This is a genomic window from Burkholderia orbicola, assembly GCF_900100915.1.
GTDB lineage: Bacteria > Pseudomonadota > Gammaproteobacteria > Burkholderiales > Burkholderiaceae > Burkholderia > Burkholderia orbicola.
In genome coordinates this window covers 1-21,590 of the sequence record NZ_FNKW01000001.1, presented here as the reverse complement: position 1 = coordinate 21,590, position 21,590 = coordinate 1, and the positions used below count along the sequence as shown (strand labels likewise).

Below are 21,590 nucleotides of genomic sequence, written 5' to 3'. Positions count from 1 at the left end.
GATTCACCGACAAGGAAGCTGAGACATGCAGAGAGAAACCGTATTCGACCTGATCGGCGTCGGCTTCGGGCCGTCGAATCTGGCGCTGGCCGTGCGCCTCGCGGAGCGCAGCAGCGCGCACACGCTCGCCCATTGCTTCATCGAGCGTCAGCCGGAATTCGGCTGGCATCGCGGGATGCTGCTCGACGACTGCCGGATGCAGATTTCGTTTCTGAAGGATCTCGTCACGATGCGCGATCCGAAAAGCCGCTACACGTTCATCAACTATCTGTTCGAACGCGGCCGGCTGAACGAATTCGTCAACCTGAAGAACTTCTATCCGACCCGCGTCGAATTCCACGACTACCTGAGCTGGGTGGCCGACGCATTCGACGATCGCGTCCATTACAGCGAGACCGTGCTGGGGATCGAACCGGTGCGCGGCGACGGCGCGAGGATCGACGCGCTGCGCGTGCTGTCGCGCGACGCGGCCGGCCACGAGCGCCAGCGCGTCACGCGCGCGCTGTCGGTCGGCGTCGGCGGCACGCCGGCGATTCCGGAGGCGTTCGCCGCGCTTGGCCGCGACCGCGTGATCCATTCGTCGTCGTACCTGACCGACATCGACCGGCTCGTCGCGTCGCCCGACGGCGAGCGCCGCCGTGTCGCGGTGATCGGCGCGGGGCAGAGCGCGGCCGAAGTGTTCATCGACCTCGCACGCCGTTTCCCGCACGTCGACGCGAACCTCGTGATGCGTGCCGGCGCATTGAAGCCGGCCGACGACAGCCCGTTCGTCAACGAAATCTTCAGCCCCGAATTCACCGACGTCGTCTACGCGCAGCCGCACGACGCGCGCCGCGCGCTGCTCGAACGCTATCGCGACACGAACTATGCGGTGGTCGACCGGCCGCTGATCGAGCAGATCTACGAAATGCTGTACCTGCAGCGCATCGACGGCACGCCGCGTCATGCGCTGCTCGCGAACAGCGCGATCGAGGCCGCGGTGCGCACCGCCGACGGCCGCATCGAACTGACGCTGCGCGACCGGATGAGCGGCGCGACGCGCGTCGAGCGTTTCGATGCACTCGTGCTCGCGACCGGCTACCGCCGCGACACGCATTCGGCGCTGCTCGAAGGGCTCGCGCCGCATCTGGGCGATGCGCTCACGCGCGGCGACGTCACACGCGACTACCTGCTCGCGACGCCCGAGCACTTCGCGCCGCGCATCTATCTGCAAGGCTGCTGCGAAGACAGCCATGGCCTGTCCGACACGCTGCTGTCGGTACTGGCGCGCCGCGCGGACGAAATCTGCGCGTCGCTCGAAGACGGGATCGCGCCCGCGCATGACGAAGGCGCGGCCCGGGCCACGCATGAAAAACGACCGGACAACGGGGTGAGCGCGAGCCGCATGGCTTTCGCTCTTTGACAAAGGCGCGGTCGGAGACCGCATGAAAAAAGTGGAGCAGAAGAAGATGGAGTGGGCAACAGGCACGCGTTTGCGTGCGATCGCAGCCGCGGCAAGCGTGGCGTTCGGTACGGCGGCGGCAGGGCACGCATACGCCCAGACGGCGCCGGCCGTGAACGCGGGCGCCACGGCGTCGGCCAGCAGTGCGCAAAACGGCGCGATGGCGACGACGTCGACCAGCGCGCAAAACGGCACGCTGCCGGCGATCACCGTCAACGCGGCCTCGGCCGGCGACGGCACGGTCGGGCTCGTCGCGAAGCGCAGCACGACCGGCACCAAGACCGACACGCCGCTCAACGAGATCCCGCAGACGATCAACGTCGTCACCGCGCAGCAGATCGAGATGACCGGCGCCACCGACGTGAACGCGGCGCTGCGCTACGTGCCGGGCTTCTCGTCGTACGGGTCGGACAACCGCTCCGACTGGTACGCGGCGCTGCGCGGCTTCACGCCGACCGCCTACGTGAACGGGCTGCAGGTGCCGAACACGATCAACCTCGCGAGCTGGCGCGTCGATCCGTACATGATCGACAGCATCAGCGTGCTGCGCGGGCCGACCTCGGTGCTGTACGGCGCGGGCGATCCGGGCGCGATCATCGACGTGCACACCAAGCTGGCCGACGGCGAGCGCGTGCGCGAAGCGGGCGTGCAGATCGGCAACTACGCGCGCAAGCAGTTCATGATCGACGTCGGCGACAAGCTCGACCCGGACGGCAAGTATGCGTACCGGTTCGTCGGCGTCGCGCGCGACGGCAACGCGCTGACGGGCCCGAACAACGACCAGCGCGTCGCGCTCGCGCCGTCGTTCCGCTGGCGCCCGGACGCGGATACGTCGCTGACGCTGTCCGCGACCTACCTGCAGGACTGGGGCGACATCTCGTCGAACTTCCTGCCCGCGCAAGGCACGGTGCTGCCGAACCCGAACGGCCAGATCAACAAGGACATCTACGAAGGCGACGGCAACTTCAACTACTACCGCAAGAAGCAGTGGTCGGTCGGTTACCAGTTCGAGCGCAACCTGACGCCGGCCTGGACGTTCCGCCAGAACACGCGGCTGATGCACCTGTCGCTCGACAACGGCTCGGTGTTCGGCAACGGCTTCGTCGAGGGCAGCACGACCGACGTGTCGCGCTGGGCCGGCGTGTTCCAGATGAACTACAGCCGCTTCGACATCGACAACAACCTCGAGGGCCGCTTCGCGACGGGGCCGCTGCAGCACACGCTGCTGCTCGGCTTCCAGTACAACCGCCAGACCGCGACCGACAGCGAATGGCTCGCCGCCGCGCCGCCGCTGAACATCTACAACCCAGTCTATCAGCCGGTCACGACGGCGGTGTTCACGCCCGACGCGACGATCCGCACCAACACGTACACGACGATGAACACGTTCGGCCTGTACGCGCAGGATCAGATCAAGTGGAACCGCTGGACGCTGACGCTCGGCGGCCGCGAGGACTGGGTCAACATGCGGATGGACGACCGCGCGGCCGGTACGTCGACGAAGGCGGACGTCACGGCGTTCACCGGCCGCGTCGGCCTCACGTACCAGGGCGACTACGGGCTGTCGCCGTACGTCAGCTACGCGACGTCGTTCAATCCGCTGATCGGCGTGAACCTGGTCGGCGGCGGGCTGCCGCAGCCGACGCGCGGCAAGCAGATCGAAGCCGGCCTGCGCTGGCAGCCGCCCGGCAAGAACCTGATGCTGAACGCGGCGATCTACCAGATCAACCAGACCAACGTGCTCACGTCGGCGCTGCCGAGCCAGGACCCGACCGGCACGAAGTCGGTGCAGACGGGCGAAGTGCGCTCGCGCGGGATCGAGCTGAGCGCGACCGGCAAGGTCACGCGCAACCTGTCGGTGATCGCGTCGTACGTCTATCAGGACGTGAAGAACGTGCAGGCCAACGACGTCTCGCTGAACAACTGGCCGGTCGACATTCCGCGCCCGCGCCAGATGGCGTCGCTGTGGACCGACTGGACCTGGTACACGGGGCCGCTCGCCGGCTTCGGCCTCGGCGGCGGCATTCGCTACCAGAGCGCGTCGGCCGGTGCGGCCGACAACTCGCTGACGGTATCGAGCGTCACGCTGTTCGACGCGGGCCTGCATTACGACACGCGTAACTGGCGCTTCGCCGTGAACGGGACGAACCTGTTCAACCGCCATTACATCAGCGGTTGCCAGTCGAACAACGTCTGCATTTTCGGGACCGACCGCACCGTGATCGCGACCGCGAAATACAACTGGTGACGTCGCGCGCCGCGGCTCGCCGGCCGGCCTTCGTGGCCGGCGCGGGCCGGCCGCGGCGCCTTCGTCCGCTTTTTCCACGACGCCTCCATGCCGAAGAAAAATCTCGTCTACATCCAGTCGCTGCGCAACGGCGCCGCTGATCGTGCCGGCCAGCCGGTCGCTTATCGTGGCGGCACGCGCTACATGAAGGCGCCGCTCGAATTTCTCGTCGAGCGCCTGAACGATTCGCCGCTCGGCGAACGCTATACGCTCCAGGGCGTGATCGTCGACGACGACGAAGGCTCGCCCGCCGACCGCGCGAAAGTCGCCGATTACGGGTTCGCGCGCACGCCGGGCCGCCCGTGGATTCTGCCGGAAGGCCTGACGGTGCAGGGCCGGCCGGTCGACGCGCTGTTCTGTTCGATTCCGTCGACGTACCGGCGGCTGCCGCGCGACGCGCGTGAGCGCGTGGCCGGCAAACAGGCATTCGAGCGCCGCCTGCTCGAGCGCCTGCTCGAACTCGACGCCGACGTCGTCGTGCTCGACGGGCTGCTCGTGATCCTCGACGAACTCGTGCGGCCGGGCGCGCGTTTTCATCGGCGCATCGCGAACATCCATCCGGGTATCACGGCCGACGATTCGCCGTATCAGCGGCGCGGCGCGTGGGCGACCCTCGACGCGCTGCACGGCGCGCGCGGCGAGCGGGTCGACTGGGCCACTGGCGCGACGTCGTCGATCGAACCCGTGACGATGACGGGCGCGTCGTTCCACTACGTCGACAACGGTATCGATTCCGGCGAGGTGATCTGCGACGTGCTCGACACGCCGATCGCGCCGGACGACACGATTCTCGAACTGCGCTGGAACAATTTCCAGCGCAGCCTGTTTCCGGCGCTCGAGCGTGGGCTGCACGTCCTCGCCGACCGCCACGACGCGGGAGCATTGTGATGCAAGACACGCTGACGAAACCGGCCGGCGCCGCCGACGCTGTCGAAGGTGAAGTGGCCGCGGCGCTCGATGGCGCCGCGCACGGGCAGGCGGCGGCCGTCGTCGAGCATGCGCTCGATGCCTGGCGGCCCGACGACGCACCGGACGCGCTGCTCGCGACGTTCGTCGCGCTGTTCAACACCGACACGCGGCACGACGCGGCGACGATCTCGGTGCCGCGCGGCGGCGCCGATGCGGCGGCCGTGGCGTCGTACGTCGCGCGTGCGGTGCGTGAAGGCGTGATCGACGGCGCGCAGGTCGCGGGCGACACGCTGCGGTTCACGGTGTCACGCACGACGTTCTGGCAGAACCCGCGGCCGTGGCTGAAGGCGAGCGCATCGGGCGGGATGCCGCTGCGCTACGCGATCACGAACGGCCATCGGCATCCGGTGCGGCCGCCGTCGCCGGCCGGCGAGATCTATGCGCGCCCTATGCCGCAGGTCGGGATGACGTTCAGCCTGCGCACCGTCGACATCGACGCACACGCGGATCTCTTCAGCGGCTGGATGAACCTCGACCGTGTCGCGCATTTCTGGGACCAGCGCGGCACGCGCGACGAGCACGCGGCGTATCTGGCCGAACGGCTGGCCGATCCGCACATGCACCCGATGATCGGCTATTTCGACGACACGCCGTTCGGCTATTTCGAGTTCTACTGGGCGAAGGAGGATCGTCTCGCGCCGTTCTACGACGCGCACGACTACGATCGCGGGCTGCACCTGCTGATCGGCGACTCGCGGTTCCAGAGCGCCGGCAAGCTGCATGCGTGGTGGAGCGGGGTGCTGCACTACATGTTCGTCGACGAACCGCGCACGCAGCGGCTCGTCGGCGAGCCGCGCGTCGATCACGTGCGGCATATCGCATACATGCACCGGCTCGGGTTCTACACGCTGAAGGAATTCGATTTCCCGCACAAGCGCGCGGCGCTCACGGTGATCGAGCGCGATACGTTTTTCGATACGTTCAGGCTGCCGTGACGGAGTGGAGTGCGAAGCGTCGGTGTGTGCTGACGACGTTTCGCACGGCTTGACGAAGTGCGGACACCGGCCGTTCGGTCGCCGCCCGCGTCGACAGCGACGGGCCGACGTCGATGCATGTCACAGCGAACCCCGGGCCACGCGGCGTGAGCGTCGACACGCCCCGACCGGCTAGGGCAGCGTGCGGGCGAACAGCTCGACGGTCCAGTCGACGAAACAGCGTACCTTCGACGACACCGGGCCGCCTTGCGGGTACACGACGGACACCGGTACGCGATGCGTCGCGACGTCGTCGAGCACGCGGATCAATTCGCCCGACGCCAGATACGGGTTCGCGACGAAGCGCGGCACGACGACGAGCCCGAGGCCGTGGAGGCCGCATTGCAGCATCGCATCGGCGTCGTTCACGGACAGACTGTCCGCGATCTGCACCTGGTGCCGCGTGCCGTCGATATCGAAGATCCAATCGGCCTGTCGGCCGGTGAGCGTCGAGAAATAGCGCACGGCCTCGTGCTGCGCGAGATCCGCGAGCGAGCGCGGCGCCGGGCGGCGGGCGAAATAGCCGGGCGAACCGCAGATAGCAAATTCCAGCAGGCCGAGCCGGCGGGCGATCAGCGTCGAATCGTCGAGCCGGCCCACGCGAATCGCGACATCGACGGCCTCCTGGACGAAATCGACCGGACGATCGCCCGTGCCGAGCACGATTCGAATGTCGGGATACGCGGTCCTGAATTCATGCAGATGCGGGATCACGAGCCGGTACGCGATCGACGGTGGAGCGTCGACGCGCAGTCGGCCGCGCGGGCCGCGTGCCCGATCGTGCAACGCCGCTTCGGCTTCGTCGAGCTCCGCCAGTACGCGCGTGCAGACCGCGTAATACGCGGCGCCGTCCTGCGTGAGACTCGAACGCCGCGTCGTGCGATTCAGCAGACGCACACCGAGCCCCTGTTCCAGATCCTTGACCGCGAGCGTCACGGTCGCGGCGGGAATGCCGAGACTTTCAGACGCGCCGGTGAAACTGCCGGCATCGACGACCTGTACGAAGATGCGCATCGCGCGCAGACGATCCATCGCGTTTCCTTCGAGCGGGGTGCGCAGGGCTGCGCGTTTTTTACTATTCGCGATTCTTGCATGAAGCATGCATGTGTGCAGCGCGGGATGGCGCTTACCTGCGCGGCTTCAAGTGCACATGGTGCCGGATCCGCGCGCCCGAACGTCGAATGCATTCCGCGTGACGCCATCCGATTATTGGTGAAACCTGCAGAAACATTTCAAGCTTGCCCGGTTTTTACCCGATCGCCGGACCTGTATCGTCATTTCCAATCGCTAACGTAAAGCGATGCACATGATCAATCGAATCAACAGGTGAAAACATGGGAAAGCTTGAAGGAAAGATCGCAGTCGTGACCGGCGCCAACAGCGGGATCGGTTTCGCGATCGCGAAGCGCTTTGCGCAAGAGGGTGCCCGACTCTTCATCACCGGCCGCCGCCAGCCGGAACTCGACAGTGCAGCCCGGGCGATCGGTGGAGATACCGTCGCGGTGCCGGGAGACGTGTCGAAGCTCGACGATCTCGACCGGCTGTACCGCGTCGTGCGGGAGCGGGCGGGGGCGATCGACATCGTCGCGGCGAATGCGGGCGTTGGTGAATTCGTGCCGCTCGAGCACGTCACCGAGGCGCACTACGAGCGGCTGTTCTCGACCAACGTGAAGGGCGCGATCTTTACCGTGCAAAAAGCGCTGCCGCTGCTGCGCGACGGTGGCTCGATCGTGATGACCGGCTCGAACGCGGCCGACAAGGGCACGCCCGCGTTCAGCGTGTATGCGGCGACCAAGGGCGCGATCCGCAGCCTCGCACGCGGCTGGGCGCAGGAACTGGCGCCGCGCCGGATCCGCACGAACGTGTTGATGGTCGGCCCGATCGTGACACCCGGCTGGAACGGCTTCGCCGAAACCGACGAACAGCTCGATGCGATCCAGAAGCACGCAGCGACGCTCTCGCCGCTGGCACGGATGGGGCAACCGGACGAAGTGGCCAATGCCGCGCTCTTTCTCGCATCGGACGAGAGCAGTTACGTGACCGGCACCGGGCTGTACGTGGACGGCGGTACCGCGCAGATCTGAGCGGTGCGACGGCCGGCATCCGGCGTTCGTCACCGGATGCCGGATGTGTCGTTGCGGGGCGGTTCAAGTGGTCGCCCCGCCGAGTCGCGCCGTCGCCCGATCCGGATCCTCCGCTGCAGTCAGTCGTCCGGATGCACGGCTTTCACTTGCCGCAAGCCGTATCTCGATATGACAACCATGAGTTGCCACAACGACGACTTTCCGTCTGCCCGGTTGCCTTCGAATCGACTATCGTTGCCTGCATGTTCCCCATCGCACATCAGGAGACGACACCGTGACGCACAGCGTGATTCCCGCCGGCCTCGCCGACGAAATGATCGAGATCCGGCACCGCATCCATGCCCACCCCGAACTGGGTTTCGAGGAATTCGCGACGAGCGACCTCGTCGCCGAGCAGTTGCAGTCGTGGGGCTACGCCGTGCATCGCGGGCTCGGCGGCACCGGCGTCGTCGCCCAGCTGAAAGTGGGCGACGGCAAGCGGCGCCTCGGTCTGCGCGCCGACATGGACGCGCTGCCGATCCACGAAGCGACGGGGCTGCCGTACCAGAGCACGATCGCGGGCAAGATGCACGCGTGCGGCCACGACGGCCACACGGCGATGCTGCTCGCGGCCGCGAAGCACCTCGCGCGCGAACGCCGCTTCTCGGGCACGCTGAACCTGATTTTCCAGCCGGCCGAGGAAGGGCTCGGCGGCGCGAAGAAGATGCTCGACGAAGGGCTGTTCGAGCAATTTCCGTGTGACGCGATCTTCGCGATGCACAACATGCCGGGCTTCCCGACCGGCAAATTCGGTTTCCTGCCGGGCTCGTTCATGGCGTCGTCGGATACCGTCGTCATCGACGTGCAGGGTCGCGGCGGTCACGGCGCGGTGCCGCACCGGGCGATCGATCCGGTCGTCGTATGCGCGCAGATCGTGCTGGCGCTGCAGACCATCGTGTCGCGCAACGTGTCGCCGCTCGACATGGCGATCATCACGGTCGGTGCGATCCATGCGGGCGAAGCGCCGAACGTGATTCCCGATCGCGCGCAGATGCGCCTGTCGGTGCGCGCGCTGAAGCCCGACGTGCGCGACCTGCTCGAAACGCGCATCAAGGAGGTCGTGCATGCGCAGGCGGCCGTGTTCGGCGCGACCGCGACGATCGACTACCAGCGCCGCTATCCGGTGCTCGTGAACGATGCGGAGATGACGGCGTTCGCGCGCGGCGTGGCCCGTGAATGGGTCGGCGAAGCCAATCTGATCGACGGCATGGTGCCGCTCACCGGCAGCGAGGATTTCGCGTTCCTGCTCGAGAAGCGGCCGGGGTGCTACTTGATCATCGGCAACGGCGACGGGGAGGGCGGCTGCATGGTGCACAACCCCGGCTACGACTTCAACGACGCGGCGTTGCCGACCGGTGCGTCGTATTGGGTGAAGTTAACTGAGGCGTTTCTGGTGTGACGGAGGATGCGGCGTGAGGTTGGAGCCGGGAATTCACAATCCGCTCCCAACCATGACAGACGGCATATACCTTGCCTTGGTATTTGGTATATGCCCATCGTGTTCAAACCAAACGAAGTGAACCATGTCGAGAAAGGCGCCTGTTTCCCAAGACGATCACGTTGCCGAGTACGTCGACGCCGACGGGCTGTCGGAGCGATGCTCCGACAGCGACACCATGCGAGCGAGATTGCGGCTGCTCGAATCACGCAACGCGCAGGTGCGCGCGTTGCAGGACGCGCTGGACGCCGGGGAGGCCTCAGGTCATCCCAATACGTTCGACGGAGAAACCTTCCTGGCTCGCATGCGGGCGCAACGCGTTGCGGCTAAGGCCGGTCACGTCTGGTCACGCGATTCCTGCCCCGAATCCTGAAGATCGTTGGCGTCGTACCGTCGAAGGTCGGCCGCTCGGCAAGCTGGCCGCTCATGTCTCGAACACTTCCCCACTGAACAACGCCACGACCGCATCCGGATTCGACGGCCAGTACATGTGCATGTACGTCGCGACGATCGCGCCGCTGCGATAGACGGCTTCGCCGCTGCCGGCCTCGCCATCGGGCCGCGCGGCGGTCGCGACCGGCACCAGCGGCGTCTCCAGTCGCGAATAATGAAACGTATGTCCGCGCATCGGCCCGGTGCGCGTATCGAGCTGCTGCATGCCGAGCGCCGCGAACCGGCGCTGCATCGTCGCATGGCCCGGCAGCACGCCGAGCATCGGCGTCGTCGAGCCCTCCACGTCGGTCAGCGATTCGCACAGATACACCATCCCCCCGCATTCCGCGACGATCGGCCGGCCGGCTGCCGCATGCGCGCGAATCGTCCGTGCGGTCGCGACATTCGCGGCCAGCGTCGCAGCATGCAGTTCCGGATAGCCGCCCGGCAAAAACAGCGCGTCGCACTCGTCAGGCACGGACTCGTCGGCAAGCGGCGAAAAGAACCGCAACTGCGCACCGAGCGCGCCCAGCAACGCGAGATTCGCCGGATAGATGAACGAAAACGCTGCATCGCGCGCCACTGCGATCCGCTTGCCGGCCAACGCGCGCGACAGCGGCGCCGCAACGTCCGGTTCCGCGAACGCGACGGCAGGCGGCAATTCGGCGAGCGCGGTTTGCGCGAGCACATCGGCCGCACGATCGAGCCGCGCGTCGAGATCGTCGATGTCGGCCGGCTGATGCAGGCCGAGATGTCGTTCTGGCAGCGCGATGCCCGCATCGGCCGGCACGTGGCCGAGCCAGCGCAGCTCGTCGGGCAACGCCTGTTGCAGCAATTCCGCGTGCCGTGCCGAGCCGACGCGGTTGGCCAGCACGCCGTGAAACGGCAACCCCGGCCGAAACCGCGCGAGCCCGAACGCGATCGCCGCGAACGTCTGCGCCATCGACTTCGCCGAAATTACCGCGACGACCGGCACGCCGAACGCGGCCGCGAGATCGGCGCTGCTCGGTGTGCCGTCGAACAGGCCCATCACGCCTTCGATCAGGATCAGGTCCGCGTCGCGCGCGGCGTCGGCGAGCAGCGCGCGGCAACCGGCTTCCCCGACCATCCCGAGGTCCAACGCGTGCACCGGCGCGCCGCTCGCGCGTTCGAGCAGCATCGGATCGAGAAAATCGGGCCCGGTCTTGAACACGCGCACGCGGCGGCCGAGCCGCCGGTGCAGCCGCGCGAGGCCGGCCGTGACCGACGTCTTGCCCTGGCCGGACGCGGGCGCGCTGACGAACAGCGCGGGGCAGGCCGGCATGCTCAGAACTCCACGCCGCGCTGCGCCTTCACGCCTTGCTCCTTGTACGGATGCTTGACGAGCCGCATTTCGGTGACGAGATCGGCCGCATCGATCAGCGCATCGGGCGCATGCCGCCCGGTGACGACGACGTGCACCGACTCCGGACGCGCGACGAGCGTCGCGAGCACTTCGTCGAGCGGCAGGTATTCATACTTCAGCACGGTGTTCAGCTCGTCGAGGATCACCATCCGGTAGTCGCCGCTTTCGATCATCCGGCGCGCCTCGTCCCAGCCCTTGCGCGCGGTCGCGATGTCGGCGTCGCGGTTCTGCGTGTTCCACGTATAGCCGTCGCCCATCGTCACGAAATCGCACTCCGCGACCGCGCCGAGGAAGTCGCGCTCGGACGTATGCAGCGCCCCCTTGATGAACTGCACGACACCGAGCCGCATGCCGTGGCCGAGCACGCGCACGGCCATCCCGAATGCGGCCGTGCTCTTGCCCTTGCCGTTGCCGGTATGGACGATCAGCAGGCCTTTCTCCTGGATGGCGGCGGCCTGCTTCTTCTCGTGGCCGGCGCGGCGGCGTTCGGCCATCCGCTGATGGGATTCGGAATCGGTCTTCATCGGGAATCGTCCTGTCGAAAGCGAAACATTGGGTTCAGAGCGGGCCGGCGAGCGCGACCGTCACGCCGCCCAGGATGGATTTGGCGCCGAGCAGCCGACCGTGCGGCGCGGCGAGTTGCGCGCACGGCTCGGCCACGCCCGCGACGCCGAAACGGGCCAGCGCGGCGTCGGACGGGCCGCTCGCGGCCAGTTCCGGACGGCTCGCGAGTTGCGCCGCCTCGAACGCGACGAGCGGCCAGCCACGGCGCGCACATAGCGTGCGCAGCGCACGGGCGCATGCCTTGTCGGCGAGCGTCGCGACGAGCGCCGGTTCGGCGGCCGGGTAGTGCGCGAGCGCGGCGCGGATCGCGGCATCGAGTTGCGCGGCCGTGACGCCTGCGCGGAAGCCGACGCCGAGCGCGACGCGCATCATGCGTGGCCACCGAGCGCCGCGCGCACCGCCGGATCGTCGGCGAGCGCCGCGACGCGGCCGATCACGACGATCGCCGGCGAACCGATATGGGCCTCGCCGACGCGCGCGACGAGCGTATCGAGCGTCGCGAGTACGTGGCGCTGTTCGGCTCGGGTGGCGTTCTCGATCGCCGCGCACGGCGTGTCGTCGGGCAGGCCGCCATCGCGCAGCGCCGCGGCAATTGCGTCGAGCCGACGGATGCCCATGTAGATCACGATCGTCATGCGGGTGGCCGCGAGCGCTCGCCAGTCCGGCTCGTCGGCCCCCGCGCCGTGGCCCGTGACGAAGATCACGCCCTGCGCGTCGCCGCGGTGCGTGACCGGGATGCCGAGCGCGGCCGGCGCGGCGATGCCCGCGGTGATGCCGTTGACGACTTCCACCGGAAAGCCCGCCGCGCCGAGCGCGACCAGTTCCTCGCCGCCGCGGCCGAACACGAACGGATCGCCGCCCTTGAGCCGCGCGACGCTGCGGCCCGCGCGCAGGTGTACGAGCATCGCGGCGACGATCGCCTCCTGCGGCGTCGACGCATGGCCGCCACGCTTGCCAACGTGCTCGATCAGCGCATCGGCGCGCGCATGGCGCAGCACGTCGGGGTTCACGAGATCGTCGACGAGCAGCACGTCGGCCGTGCCGATCGCGCGCACGGCCCTGAGGGTCAACAGGTCGGCGTCACCGGGGCCGGCGCCGACGAGCCATGCGCGGCTCATCGCGCGCGGCACGGCGCGCACCGTGTCGAAACAGTGGAACAGGGAAGGCGGGCGGCACATCGGCGGCCGGCGGACAGGCAGTGCATGGCGGATCGGGCGAAACCCGCGCGAGCGCGGGTGGAATGCGCACCCCATCCGTCCCCCGCGGATCGGGCGTTCGGCGAGCAGCGCGCTCGCCCCTTGCGTCGGCCGGTATCCGGGCTGGCCGCTTGCCAGGCCGCAGCCTTCCCGCCCGGTCGAAGGGCAGTGGCATCGCGGGCGGCCTGGGCGCAGCGCGTAGAAGTGCGTTGCGCGGGCGGCGTACCGTTGCGGGGACAGCACAGGCCGGGCGGCGATCCGCCTCCTGTTTCCCGTTTAACTGCATGCGCGGAATGCGCCTGCGAGCACCGAACGCGGCGCATACGATAGCACAGGCGTGCAACCCGCAAGCCGCCCGGCGGGCCGGCTGCGCGGGGTGTCGGCGCTACCTGCGAGGTCAGAACTTGTATGCCGCCGTCAGCGTGAACGTGCGTGGCGTACCGGGCATGATCTGCGCGAGGCCCGTCGCATTCGCGTAGTAATCGCGATCGGTGAGGTTGACGGCCGCCAGCGTCACCTCGAAGTCGCGCGTGCGATAGCCGGCCTTGCCGTCCCAGCGAACGTATGCGGGCAGTTCGAGCAGGTTGTCGCGATCGGCGTAACGCGCGCCTTCGTACACCACCCCGAGTTCGGCGAAAAACCCGCGCAACGGCGCATGGCTGACGAACAGGCTGCCGTTCGACGCCGACACGCCCGCCGACCGCTTGCCCGCGTACTTCGGCTCGGCGTCGACCACCCGCGCCTGTTGCCAACCGATGCCGCCGCGGACGAACCAGTCGCCCGCGAGCCGGCCGGCGACGCCCAGTTCCACGCCGCGATTGCGCTCGAGGCCGGTGAGGTCGAAAAAGCCCGGCCGAACCGGATCGGCGATGCGGCGGTTGTACAGGTCGAGCTGAAACAGCGCGAGCGTCGTGCTCAGCGCGCCGTCGCGCCAGTCGCTTTTCACGCCAATCTCGTATTGGCGCGTGTATTGCGGGCCGAGATCGTTGGCGTTGCCGCGCGCGTCGGGCGTGATGCCGATCAGGTCGCCGCCGACCGGCGCGAAGTTCTTGCTGTACGACGCATACAGGCTGTGCGCGCCGACCGGCGACCACACGACGCCGAGCCGCGGGCTCCATGCCGCCGTCGTGCGCCGCGCATGCAGGCCGTTCAGCGCGTTGGTCGAATCGACGTCGAAACGTTCCCCGCGCAGGCCGCCGAGGAGCTTCCACGCTCGCCCGAGGTCGACGCGATCCTGCGCGAAGATCGCGTAGTCGCTGACGCGGTGGCGGTTCATCGCGTACGGGCGCGGCGTCGAGCCGACCAGGGCGAAGCGATCCGGCCCGGTCACCGGAATCGGCGCCGCGTCGGCCTGCCAGAGCGTCGGCGCGCGTTTCTGCCAGCCGTATTCGATGCCGAACAGCAGGTGATGCAGCGCCGGACCGGTCGCGACCTTGCCGCCCAGTTCGACACCGGTCTGCACGTTGAGATGCGTCATGTCCTGCAGGTAGCGCGCCCGCTGCACGCGCCGGTAGTCGCGCGGCTTCGCGACGTAGCTTTGCGTGACGTAGGTATTGTCGAAGGTGCTGCGCAAATTCAGCACGCCGAGCGTATGGCGCAATTCCCAGTCGCCGTCGAGCGCGTGCGTGAAGACCGAGCGCCAGTTCATGTTCTCGTCGCGGATCGTGTCGCGGCCCGCCGCGCCGAAGAAGGTCGCGCGTGGCGCGGACGGCAGCGAGAACGCGAACGGCTTGCCGGCCGCGTCGACCGCGGAGACCGGCGCCGGCATGCCGCGATCGGGCACGCGCCGGTACGCGTCGTATTCGAACTGCAGCAGCCAGCTTCGCCGCGCGTCCCGCCATTTGATTGACGGCGCGACGTACTGGCGCGTGCCGTCGACGTGGTCGCGGAAGCTGCCTGCGTGTTCGCGTCCCGCATTGAGCCGCACGCTCCATGGCTCGACAGCATCCGGTTGAGATCGACCGACGCGCCGAGCCGTCCATAGCTGCCGGTCGCTGCCGACACATGTCCGAAGTTTTCCGGCAACGGCTGCTTGGTGATCCGGTTGATGACGCCGCCGCCGCTGCCGCGCCCGTACAGCGCCGCTGCCGGTCCCTTCAGCACTTCGACGCGTTCGATGTTGCCGAGACTGCGCACGTATTGCGCATCGTCGCGCATGCCGTCGAGCAGCAGGTCGCCCGCGGCGGAAAAGCCGCGAATGCGGAACGCATCGAAGCGCGTGTCCGACGTATTCGACACACCGGGCACGCCGGCCAGCGCGTCGGCCAGCGTGCGACCGCCATAGGACAGCGTTTCCTCTACCGGGACGCTGTCGATGGTTTGCGGTACGTCGCGCGGATCGCTCGCGGTGCGCGTCGCCGTACTCACGCTTTCGGCGCGCGGATCGTTCGGATGACGGCGGCCGCGTACTTCGACCGCAGGCAGTTCGTCGTCGAACTCGGCTGCAGGCGCAGGGGAGGAAGCAACGCCGGCGATCGAGCACAGCGACAGGGCCAGCACAGGAAAACGCAGCCCGGATATCTGTCGTTTCGACATGGAAATTTGAGGATGACTGAGTGATTGCCTCACATGGCCGTTGCGCGGTGGTTTGTGTTGTTGGGTGAAGTTTATCTTGTGTAGTTGAAAACGACAATCATTCGCGTTCATCGCCGGCCGCTCGCCTTGACGCTCCCGGCCCTGCCGCCTACACTCGCACGCGTTTTGGTGCTCGCGCGCGCCGCTCCGGCGTGCGCAGTTAAACGGGAAACAGGGAGCCCGCCTGCGCCGCAGTCGAGCCAACCTGTGCTGCCCCCGCAACGGTAAGCGAACGCGTCGCGCGCAAGCGCCACGCAGCGCCGCTTCGCCGCATGCCACGCACATGCGGACGACCGCCACTGGATGCCGCGCGTATCCGGGAAGGCGAAGCGGCGTGTTCGTCAGCCCGGATACCGGCCTAAACGTTGGGGTTCAGCGCCGCGGGGAGGCGGCGCATCGTCCACGGCCGCAGCCGGCCCGACGCCCGGTGTTTCCCGCTGTCTCCTCCGATCTGCCTCCGCGCGAACGCGCCCGGGCCGGCACGGCGAACGGCGCGGCACGGGCGGGGCACGCGGCAGCCGTGTTGGCATTCACGATGTCGACCGTTCGCAAGGAAGCACCATGTCCGATTCGTTGTTCCGCCCGCCGTGCGGCAGTCCGCGCGGATCAGACGGCGAGCTTCTCGCGCACCGCCCGCTGAATTGCCGCGCCGCCACCGACGCGACGATCCCGTCCTGATTCCCTCTTCGACACCGGACCTACCATGACCCTACGCAAGCTTCCCGTCACGATCGTCACGGGCTTTCTCGGCAGCGGCAAGACGACGCTGATGCGCCACATCCTGCAGCACGCCGAAGGCCGCCGCATCGCGGTGATCGTCAACGAATTCGGCGAACTCGGCATCGACGGCGAAATCCTCAAGGGGTGCGGCATCGGCTGCGACGATGCCGACGGCGCGCAGGGCGAAGCATCGGGCCAGTTGTACGAACTCGCGAACGGCTGCCTGTGCTGCACCGTGCAGGAAGAGTTCTATCCGGTGATGGAGGCGCTCGTCGAGCGCCGCGCGGACATCGACCACGTGCTGATCGAGACGTCGGGCCTCGCGCTGCCCAAGCCGCTCGTGCAGGCATTCAACTGGCCGACGATCCGCAGCAGCTTCACGGTCGACGCGGTCGTGACCGTCGTCGATGGGCCGGCCGCCGCGAGCGGCCAGTTCGCGGAAAACCCGCAGGCCGTCGACGCGCAGCGCCGCGCCGATCCGAACCTCGATCACGAATCGCCGCTGCACGAACTGTTCGCCGATCAACTGTCGTCCGCCGATCTCGTGATCGTGAACAAGGCCGACCTCGTCGGCGACGCCGAGTTCGCGCGGATCGAAACCGCGATCCGCGAAGAAATCCCGCCGCAGGTGAAGATCGTGCGCGCGACGCGCGGCGAGCTCGATCTCGCGATGCTGCTCGGGCTCGAATCGGCGTCGGAGGAAACGATCCACCTGCGTCACGACCATCACGGCTCGGCCGACGACGGCGATCACGATCACCATCACGACGATTTCGACTCGGTGGTGGTATCGGGCGACGCGGGCACGCGCGAAGCGACGATCGCCGCGCTGCAGCGCGTGGTCGAAACGCACACGATCTACCGCGCGAAAGGCTTCGCAGCGCTGCCCGGTGCGCCGATGCGGCTCGTGATCCAGGGTGTCGGCCGCCGCTTCGACAGCTATTTCGACCGCCGCTGGCAGGACGGCGAAACCCGCGCGAGCCGCTTCGTGCTGATCGGCGAGGATCTCGACGCGGCCGCGCTGCAACGCGCGTTCGACGCCGCGTGCGCGGCCGAGCCGCAACAGGCGTAACGCACGATGCATCTGCTGCGCACCACGCCGGGCGGCTTCGTCGACGATACGCAGGGCGTCGTCCGGATCGACCAGCAGCCGGCCGACATCGTGATCCTGAGTTCGGCCGACACGACGCTGTCGCTGCTCGCGAGCGTCGTGCCGCACTTGCCCGCCGGGTTCCCGAGCGTGCGGCTCGCGAACGTCACGTTCCTGCGGCAGCCGGCGTCGGTCGATTTCTACGTCGACGACGTACTGCACCACGCGAAAACGGTCGTGATCGATCATCTCGGCGGCGAAGCATACTGGCCGTACGGGATCGAGCAGGCCGTGTCGCTCGCGTCGAAGCGCGGGCAGCAGCTCGCGATGTTCTCGGGCGACCTGCAGGAGGACCCGAATCTCGTCGCGAAAAGCACCGTCAAGGCCGAGCTGTGCCGGCTGTGGTGGCGCTATCTGCGCGAAGGCGGCGTGCACAACGCCGACGCGCTGCTGCGCAGCATCGCGTTTCACACGTTCGGCTTCGGCGACGAACCCGAACCGCCGCGCCCGCTGCCGGCCGCCGCGCTGTATCACCCGGCGCGCGACCGCGCGAGCGTCGACGACTGGCGGCCGCGCTGGACGCCCGGCGCACCGGTCGTCGCGATCCTGTTCTATCGCGCGCACTGGCAGGCCGCGAACACGGCCGTGTTCGACGCGCTGGCCGACGCGCTGATCGACGCAGGGCTGAACCCGCTGCCGATCGCGGTGACGTCGCTGAAGGACGCGGTGAGCCGCGAGGTCATCACGCAGCTCTGCGATACGCACGGCGTCGCGCTCGTGCTGAATACCACCGCGTTCGCGGCCGGCGCGATCGACAGCCCCGAGCACGACGTGCTCGCGGGCGACGCGCCGGTGCTGCAGGTGATCCTGTCCGGCGGCAATCGCGACGCGTGGGTGGCCGACAACCAGGGCCTGCACGCACGCGACATCGCGATGCATATCGCGCTGCCCGAAGTCGACGGGCGCATCGTCACGCGCGCGGTGAGCTTCAAGGGGCTCGCGTATCGCTGCCCGCATACCGAGGTCGACGTCGTGCGCTATCAGCCGGATGCCGAGCGGATCGCGTTCGTCGCGGCGCTCGCGCGCGGCTGGTGCCGGCTGCGTACGCTCGATAACGCCGACAAGCGCATCGCGCTGATTCTCGCCAACTATCCGCAAAGCGAAGGGCGGATCGGCAACGGCGTCGGGCTCGATACGCCGGCCTCCGCGCTGCGCGTGCTCGCGGCGCTGCGCGACGCGGGCTATACGGTGGCCGACCTGCCGCCCGACGGCGACGCGTTGATCGCGCAACTCACCGAAGGCGTGACCAACGATCCCGCCGTGCGCACGCTGCGTCCGGCGTTTCAGAGTTACGCGCTGGCCGACTACGTCGCGCGTTTCGCGCGGCTGCCGGCCCCCGTGCGCGACGCGCTGAACGAACGGTGGGGGCCACCCGAAGCGGACCCGACGCTGCGGCAACGGCGTTTCACGATCGCCGGCTGGCGCGCGGGCAACGTGTTCGTCGGTATCCAGCCGTCGCGCTCGCGCGGCGAGAACGACTACGCGAGCTACCACGATGCGGATCTCGTGCCGCCGCACGCGTATCTCGCGTTCTATTTCTGGCTGCGCGATGCGTATCAGGTCGACGCGGTCATCCATCTCGGCAAGCACGGCAATCTCGAATGGCTGCCGGGCAAGAGCGTCGCGCTGTCCGACGCGTGCTGGCCCGACCTGACGCTCGGGCCGCTGCCGCACCTGTATCCGTTCATCGTCAACGATCCGGGCGAGGGCAGCCAGGCGAAGCGCCGCGCGCAGGCCGTGATCGTCGATCACCTGATGCCGCCGCTCACGCGCGCGGAAAACTACGGCCCGCTGCAGGATCTCGAACGGCAGGTCGACGAATACTACGAGGCGCTGATGGTCGACGCGCGGCGCGCGAAGCTGTTGCGCAAGACGATCCTCGCGACGATCGCCGAGCATCGGCTGCACGACGAGCTGAGCGTGTCGCCGCCGCGCGATGCGGGCGACGAGGATGCGCTGCTCACGCGCGTCGACGCGTGGCTGTGCGAATTGAAGGAAGCACAGATTCGCGACGGGCTGCACGTGTTCGGCGCGTCGCCGGTCGAGCGCCAGCGGCGCGACACGCTGCTCGCGTTGGCTCGTTTTCCGGTCGGCGACGGCAAGGGCGAACGGGCCGGGCTGATCGGCGCGCTCGCACGCGATCTCGCGCTCGGCGAGGGTTTCGATCCGCTCGCGGCCGACTGGGCCGCGCCGTGGGCCGGGCCGCGGCCGGCCGTGCTGCAAACGCTAGATGCGTCGCCGTGGCGTCATGCCGGCGATACGCGCGAGCGGCTCGAACGGCTTGCGCAGCACTGGCTGGACGCCGTGTGCGGCGCCGCTTCAGACGAACCCGCCATCGACATGCCGCCGCCCGGCGAATGGCCGCATACGCTCGCGGTGATCGAACGTGTGCGTTCGACGCTGTTGCCGGCCCTCGACGCGTGCGGCGGCGAGGAAATGCGTCAGCTGCTGCGCGGGCTCGACGGCCGCTTCGTGCCGCCGGGGCCGAGCGGTTCGCCGTCGCGCGGCCGTCCCGACGTGCTGCCCACGGGCCGCAACTTCTACTCGGTCGATACGCGCGCGGTGCCGACGCAGGCCGCGTGGTCGCTCGGCCTGAAATCCGCGCAGCAATTGATCGAACGCCATCTGCAGGATCACGGCGACTATCCGCGCGCGATCGGGCTGTCGGTGTGGGGGACGGCGACGATGCGCACCGGCGGCGACGACATCGCGCAGGCGTTCGCGCTGATCGGCGTGCGGCCGAAATGGGCGCACGGCAGCCATCGCGTGACCGACTTCGAGATCCTGCCGATCGAGATCTTCGACCGGCCGCGCATCGACGTGACGCTGCGCGTGTCGGGCTTCTTCCGCGACGCGTTCCCGAACCTGATGCACCTGTTCGACGCGGCCGTGCAGGCCGTCGCCGCGCTCGACGAGCCCGAAGCGCTGAACCCGATTCGCGCACGCATCGAGCGCGAACGGGAGAAGTGGATCGCGCAGGGCGTGGCGCCCGACGAAGCACGGCGGCGCGCCGGCTGGCGCGTGTTCGGCGCGCGGCCGGGCAGCTACGGCGCCGGCCTGCAGGACCTGATCGACCAGCGCCGCTGGCAGACCGACGCCGATCTCGCGGATGCCTACCGTCAATGGGGCGGCCATGCGTACGCGCAGAACAGCGCGGGCGACGCCGCGGCCGACGTGTTCGGCGAGCGGCTGGCGACGATCGACGTCGTCGTGCAGAACCAGGACAGCCGCGAGCACGACATCCTCGATTCGAACGACTACTACCAGTTCCAGGGCGGGATGACGGCGGCCGTGCGGCACCTGTCCGGGCAACAGCCGAGCATCTACCACGGCGACCATGCGAACCCGGTCGCGCCGAAGATGCGCACGCTGCGCGAGGAGATCGCCCGCGTGATCCGCTCGCGCGTCGTCAATCCGAAATGGCTCGACGGCGTGAAGCGTCACGGCTACAAGGGAGCGGCCGAGCTGGCCGCGACCGTCGACTACCTGTACGGCTATGACGCGACCGCGCGCGTGCTGTCCGATCACCAGTACGCGCTCGTCGCCGACGCGTACCTGTTCGACGACGCCACCCGCGCGTTCCTCGAACGGCACAACCCGAAGGCGCTGCACGGCATCTGCGAACGCTTCGTCGAAGCGATGCAGCGCGGGCTGTGGCAGCAGCCCGGCCCCTATCGCGAGCAGATCGAAGCGGTCTGGCTCGCCAGCGAACAACGCCAGGAAGGAGGACGGCCATGACCGATCCGACCACGCACCGCGCCCGCGCGGTTTTTCCGTTTGCGGCGCTCGTCGCGCAGGACGCGTTGCAGCAGGCGCTGCTGCTTGCCGCGATCGACCCGTCGCTCGGCGGCGTGCTCGTCAGCGGCCCGCGCGGCACCGCGAAATCGACGGCCGCGCGCGGCCTCGCGGAGCTGCTGCCGGAAGGGCAGTTCGTCACGCTGCCGCTGTCGGCGAGCGACGAGCAGGTGACGGGCACGCTCGATCTCGCGCATGCGCTGGCCGAAAGCGGCGTGCGCTTTCGGCCGGGCCTGCTGGCGCGCGCGCATCTCGGCGTGCTGTACGTCGACGAAGTGAACCTGCTCGCCGACGGGCTCGTCGATACGCTGCTCGACGTCGCCGCGAGCGGCGTGAACATCGTCGAGCGCGATGGCGTGTCGCACGCGCACGACGCGCGCTTCGTGCTGGTCGGCACGATGAACCCCGAGGAGGGCGAGTTGCGGCCGCAACTGCTCGATCGCTTCGGGCTGATGGTCGAGCTGGAGAACTGCTTCGACGCCGCCCAGCGCGAGCGGATCGTGAAGGCGCGACTCGCGTTCGATCTCGATCCGGATGCGTTTC

General features: G+C 68.4%; 15 protein-coding genes, 1 pseudogene and 2 riboswitches. Of the genes and pseudogenes, 10 read left to right on the top strand and 6 right to left on the bottom strand.

Annotated elements, in window-relative coordinates:
* Positions 1-25: 25 nt before the first annotated feature.
* The 4 genes from BLS50_RS00080 (at position 26) to BLS50_RS00065 (ending at position 5,632) form a co-directional block, all read left to right on the top strand.
* Positions 26-1,402, top strand: a complete 1,377-nt coding sequence (locus tag BLS50_RS00080; protein WP_074799868.1) for a lysine N(6)-hydroxylase/L-ornithine N(5)-oxygenase family protein — start codon at positions 26-28, stop codon at positions 1,400-1,402.
* A gap of 46 nt (positions 1,403-1,448) precedes the next feature.
* Positions 1,449-3,689, top strand: a complete 2,241-nt coding sequence (locus BLS50_RS00075) for a TonB-dependent siderophore receptor (protein ID WP_459543569.1) — start codon at positions 1,449-1,451, stop codon at positions 3,687-3,689.
* An 87-nt stretch (positions 3,690-3,776) separates the two neighbouring features.
* Complete coding sequence (locus tag BLS50_RS00070) at positions 3,777-4,616, top strand: formyltransferase family protein (protein ID WP_011545380.1); 840 nt, start codon at positions 3,777-3,779, stop codon at positions 4,614-4,616.
* Positions 4,616-5,632, top strand: coding sequence for a GNAT family N-acetyltransferase (locus BLS50_RS00065; protein WP_074799862.1), 1,017 nt, complete (start codon positions 4,616-4,618; stop codon positions 5,630-5,632). The genes BLS50_RS00070 and BLS50_RS00065 overlap by 1 nt, the downstream gene beginning before the upstream one ends.
* A 171-nt stretch (positions 5,633-5,803) precedes the next feature.
* Here BLS50_RS00065 and BLS50_RS00060 read toward each other — a convergent pair whose 3' ends face one another.
* Positions 5,804-6,703, bottom strand: a complete 900-nt coding sequence (locus BLS50_RS00060; RefSeq protein ID WP_051647818.1) for a LysR family transcriptional regulator — start codon at positions 6,701-6,703, stop codon at positions 5,804-5,806.
* Between the two features lie 302 nt (positions 6,704-7,005).
* On the opposite strand from BLS50_RS00060, the gene BLS50_RS00055 reads away from it, so the two are divergent.
* The 3 genes from BLS50_RS00055 to BLS50_RS00045 all read left to right on the top strand — a co-directional run bounded on the left by BLS50_RS00055 (position 7,006) and on the right by BLS50_RS00045 (position 9,605).
* The gene (locus tag BLS50_RS00055; protein ID WP_053526131.1) at positions 7,006-7,755 is read left to right on the top strand and encodes an SDR family NAD(P)-dependent oxidoreductase; all 750 of its coding nucleotides are present in this window, start codon (positions 7,006-7,008) and stop codon (positions 7,753-7,755) included.
* A 274-nt stretch (positions 7,756-8,029) separates the two neighbouring features.
* Positions 8,030-9,193, top strand: a complete 1,164-nt coding sequence (locus BLS50_RS00050; RefSeq protein WP_027811152.1) for a M20 aminoacylase family protein — start codon at positions 8,030-8,032, stop codon at positions 9,191-9,193.
* Between the two features lie 124 nt (positions 9,194-9,317).
* A complete protein-coding gene (locus BLS50_RS00045) occupies positions 9,318-9,605 on the top strand; it encodes a type II toxin-antitoxin system ParD family antitoxin (protein ID WP_074799860.1) in 288 nt (95 codons plus the stop codon).
* A 51-nt stretch (positions 9,606-9,656) separates the two neighbouring features.
* On the opposite strand, the gene BLS50_RS00040 is transcribed toward BLS50_RS00045, so the two are convergent.
* The 5 genes and pseudogenes from BLS50_RS00040 to BLS50_RS00020 form a co-directional block, all read right to left on the bottom strand.
* Positions 9,657-10,967: a cobyrinate a,c-diamide synthase gene (locus tag BLS50_RS00040; protein WP_074799857.1), complete on the bottom strand. Its 1,311-nt coding sequence runs from the start codon at positions 10,965-10,967 to the stop codon at positions 9,657-9,659.
* A gap of 2 nt (positions 10,968-10,969) precedes the next feature.
* Positions 10,970-11,572 (bottom strand): cob(I)yrinic acid a,c-diamide adenosyltransferase, encoded by a 603-nt coding sequence (gene cobO / locus BLS50_RS00035; RefSeq protein WP_074799854.1) that lies wholly within the window; start codon positions 11,570-11,572, stop codon positions 10,970-10,972.
* Between the two features lie 34 nt (positions 11,573-11,606).
* A complete protein-coding gene (locus BLS50_RS00030; RefSeq protein ID WP_074799852.1) occupies positions 11,607-11,984 on the bottom strand; it encodes a cobalamin biosynthesis protein in 378 nt (125 codons plus the stop codon).
* A complete protein-coding gene (cobA, locus tag BLS50_RS00025) occupies positions 11,981-12,790 on the bottom strand; it encodes a uroporphyrinogen-III C-methyltransferase (RefSeq protein ID WP_176934160.1) in 810 nt (269 codons plus the stop codon). Before cobA ends, BLS50_RS00030 begins: the two co-directional genes overlap by 4 nt.
* A gap of 110 nt (positions 12,791-12,900) precedes the next feature.
* A riboswitch (cobalamin riboswitch) is annotated at positions 12,901-13,137 on the bottom strand.
* 68 nt (positions 13,138-13,205) lie between these two features.
* A pseudogene (locus tag BLS50_RS00020) lies at positions 13,206-15,343 on the bottom strand (TonB-dependent receptor).
* Positions 15,344-15,492: 149 nt separating this feature from the next.
* A riboswitch (cobalamin riboswitch) is annotated at positions 15,493-15,758 on the top strand.
* A gap of 327 nt (positions 15,759-16,085) precedes the next feature.
* Between BLS50_RS00020 and cobW the strand changes: the two are divergent.
* The 3 genes from cobW to BLS50_RS00005 all read left to right on the top strand — a co-directional run.
* Positions 16,086-17,174, top strand: a complete 1,089-nt coding sequence (cobW, locus tag BLS50_RS00015; RefSeq protein ID WP_074799847.1) for a cobalamin biosynthesis protein CobW — start codon at positions 16,086-16,088, stop codon at positions 17,172-17,174.
* Between the two features lie 6 nt (positions 17,175-17,180).
* Positions 17,181-20,990 carry a cobaltochelatase subunit CobN gene (gene cobN / locus BLS50_RS00010; protein WP_074799844.1) on the top strand — a complete coding sequence of 1,270 codons (3,810 nt, stop codon included), beginning with the start codon at positions 17,181-17,183 and terminating at the stop codon, positions 20,988-20,990.
* On the top strand, positions 20,987-21,590 hold a 604-nt coding region (locus tag BLS50_RS00005; protein WP_143028315.1), incomplete at its 3' end, for an ATP-binding protein. The genes cobN and BLS50_RS00005, both read left to right, overlap by 4 nt.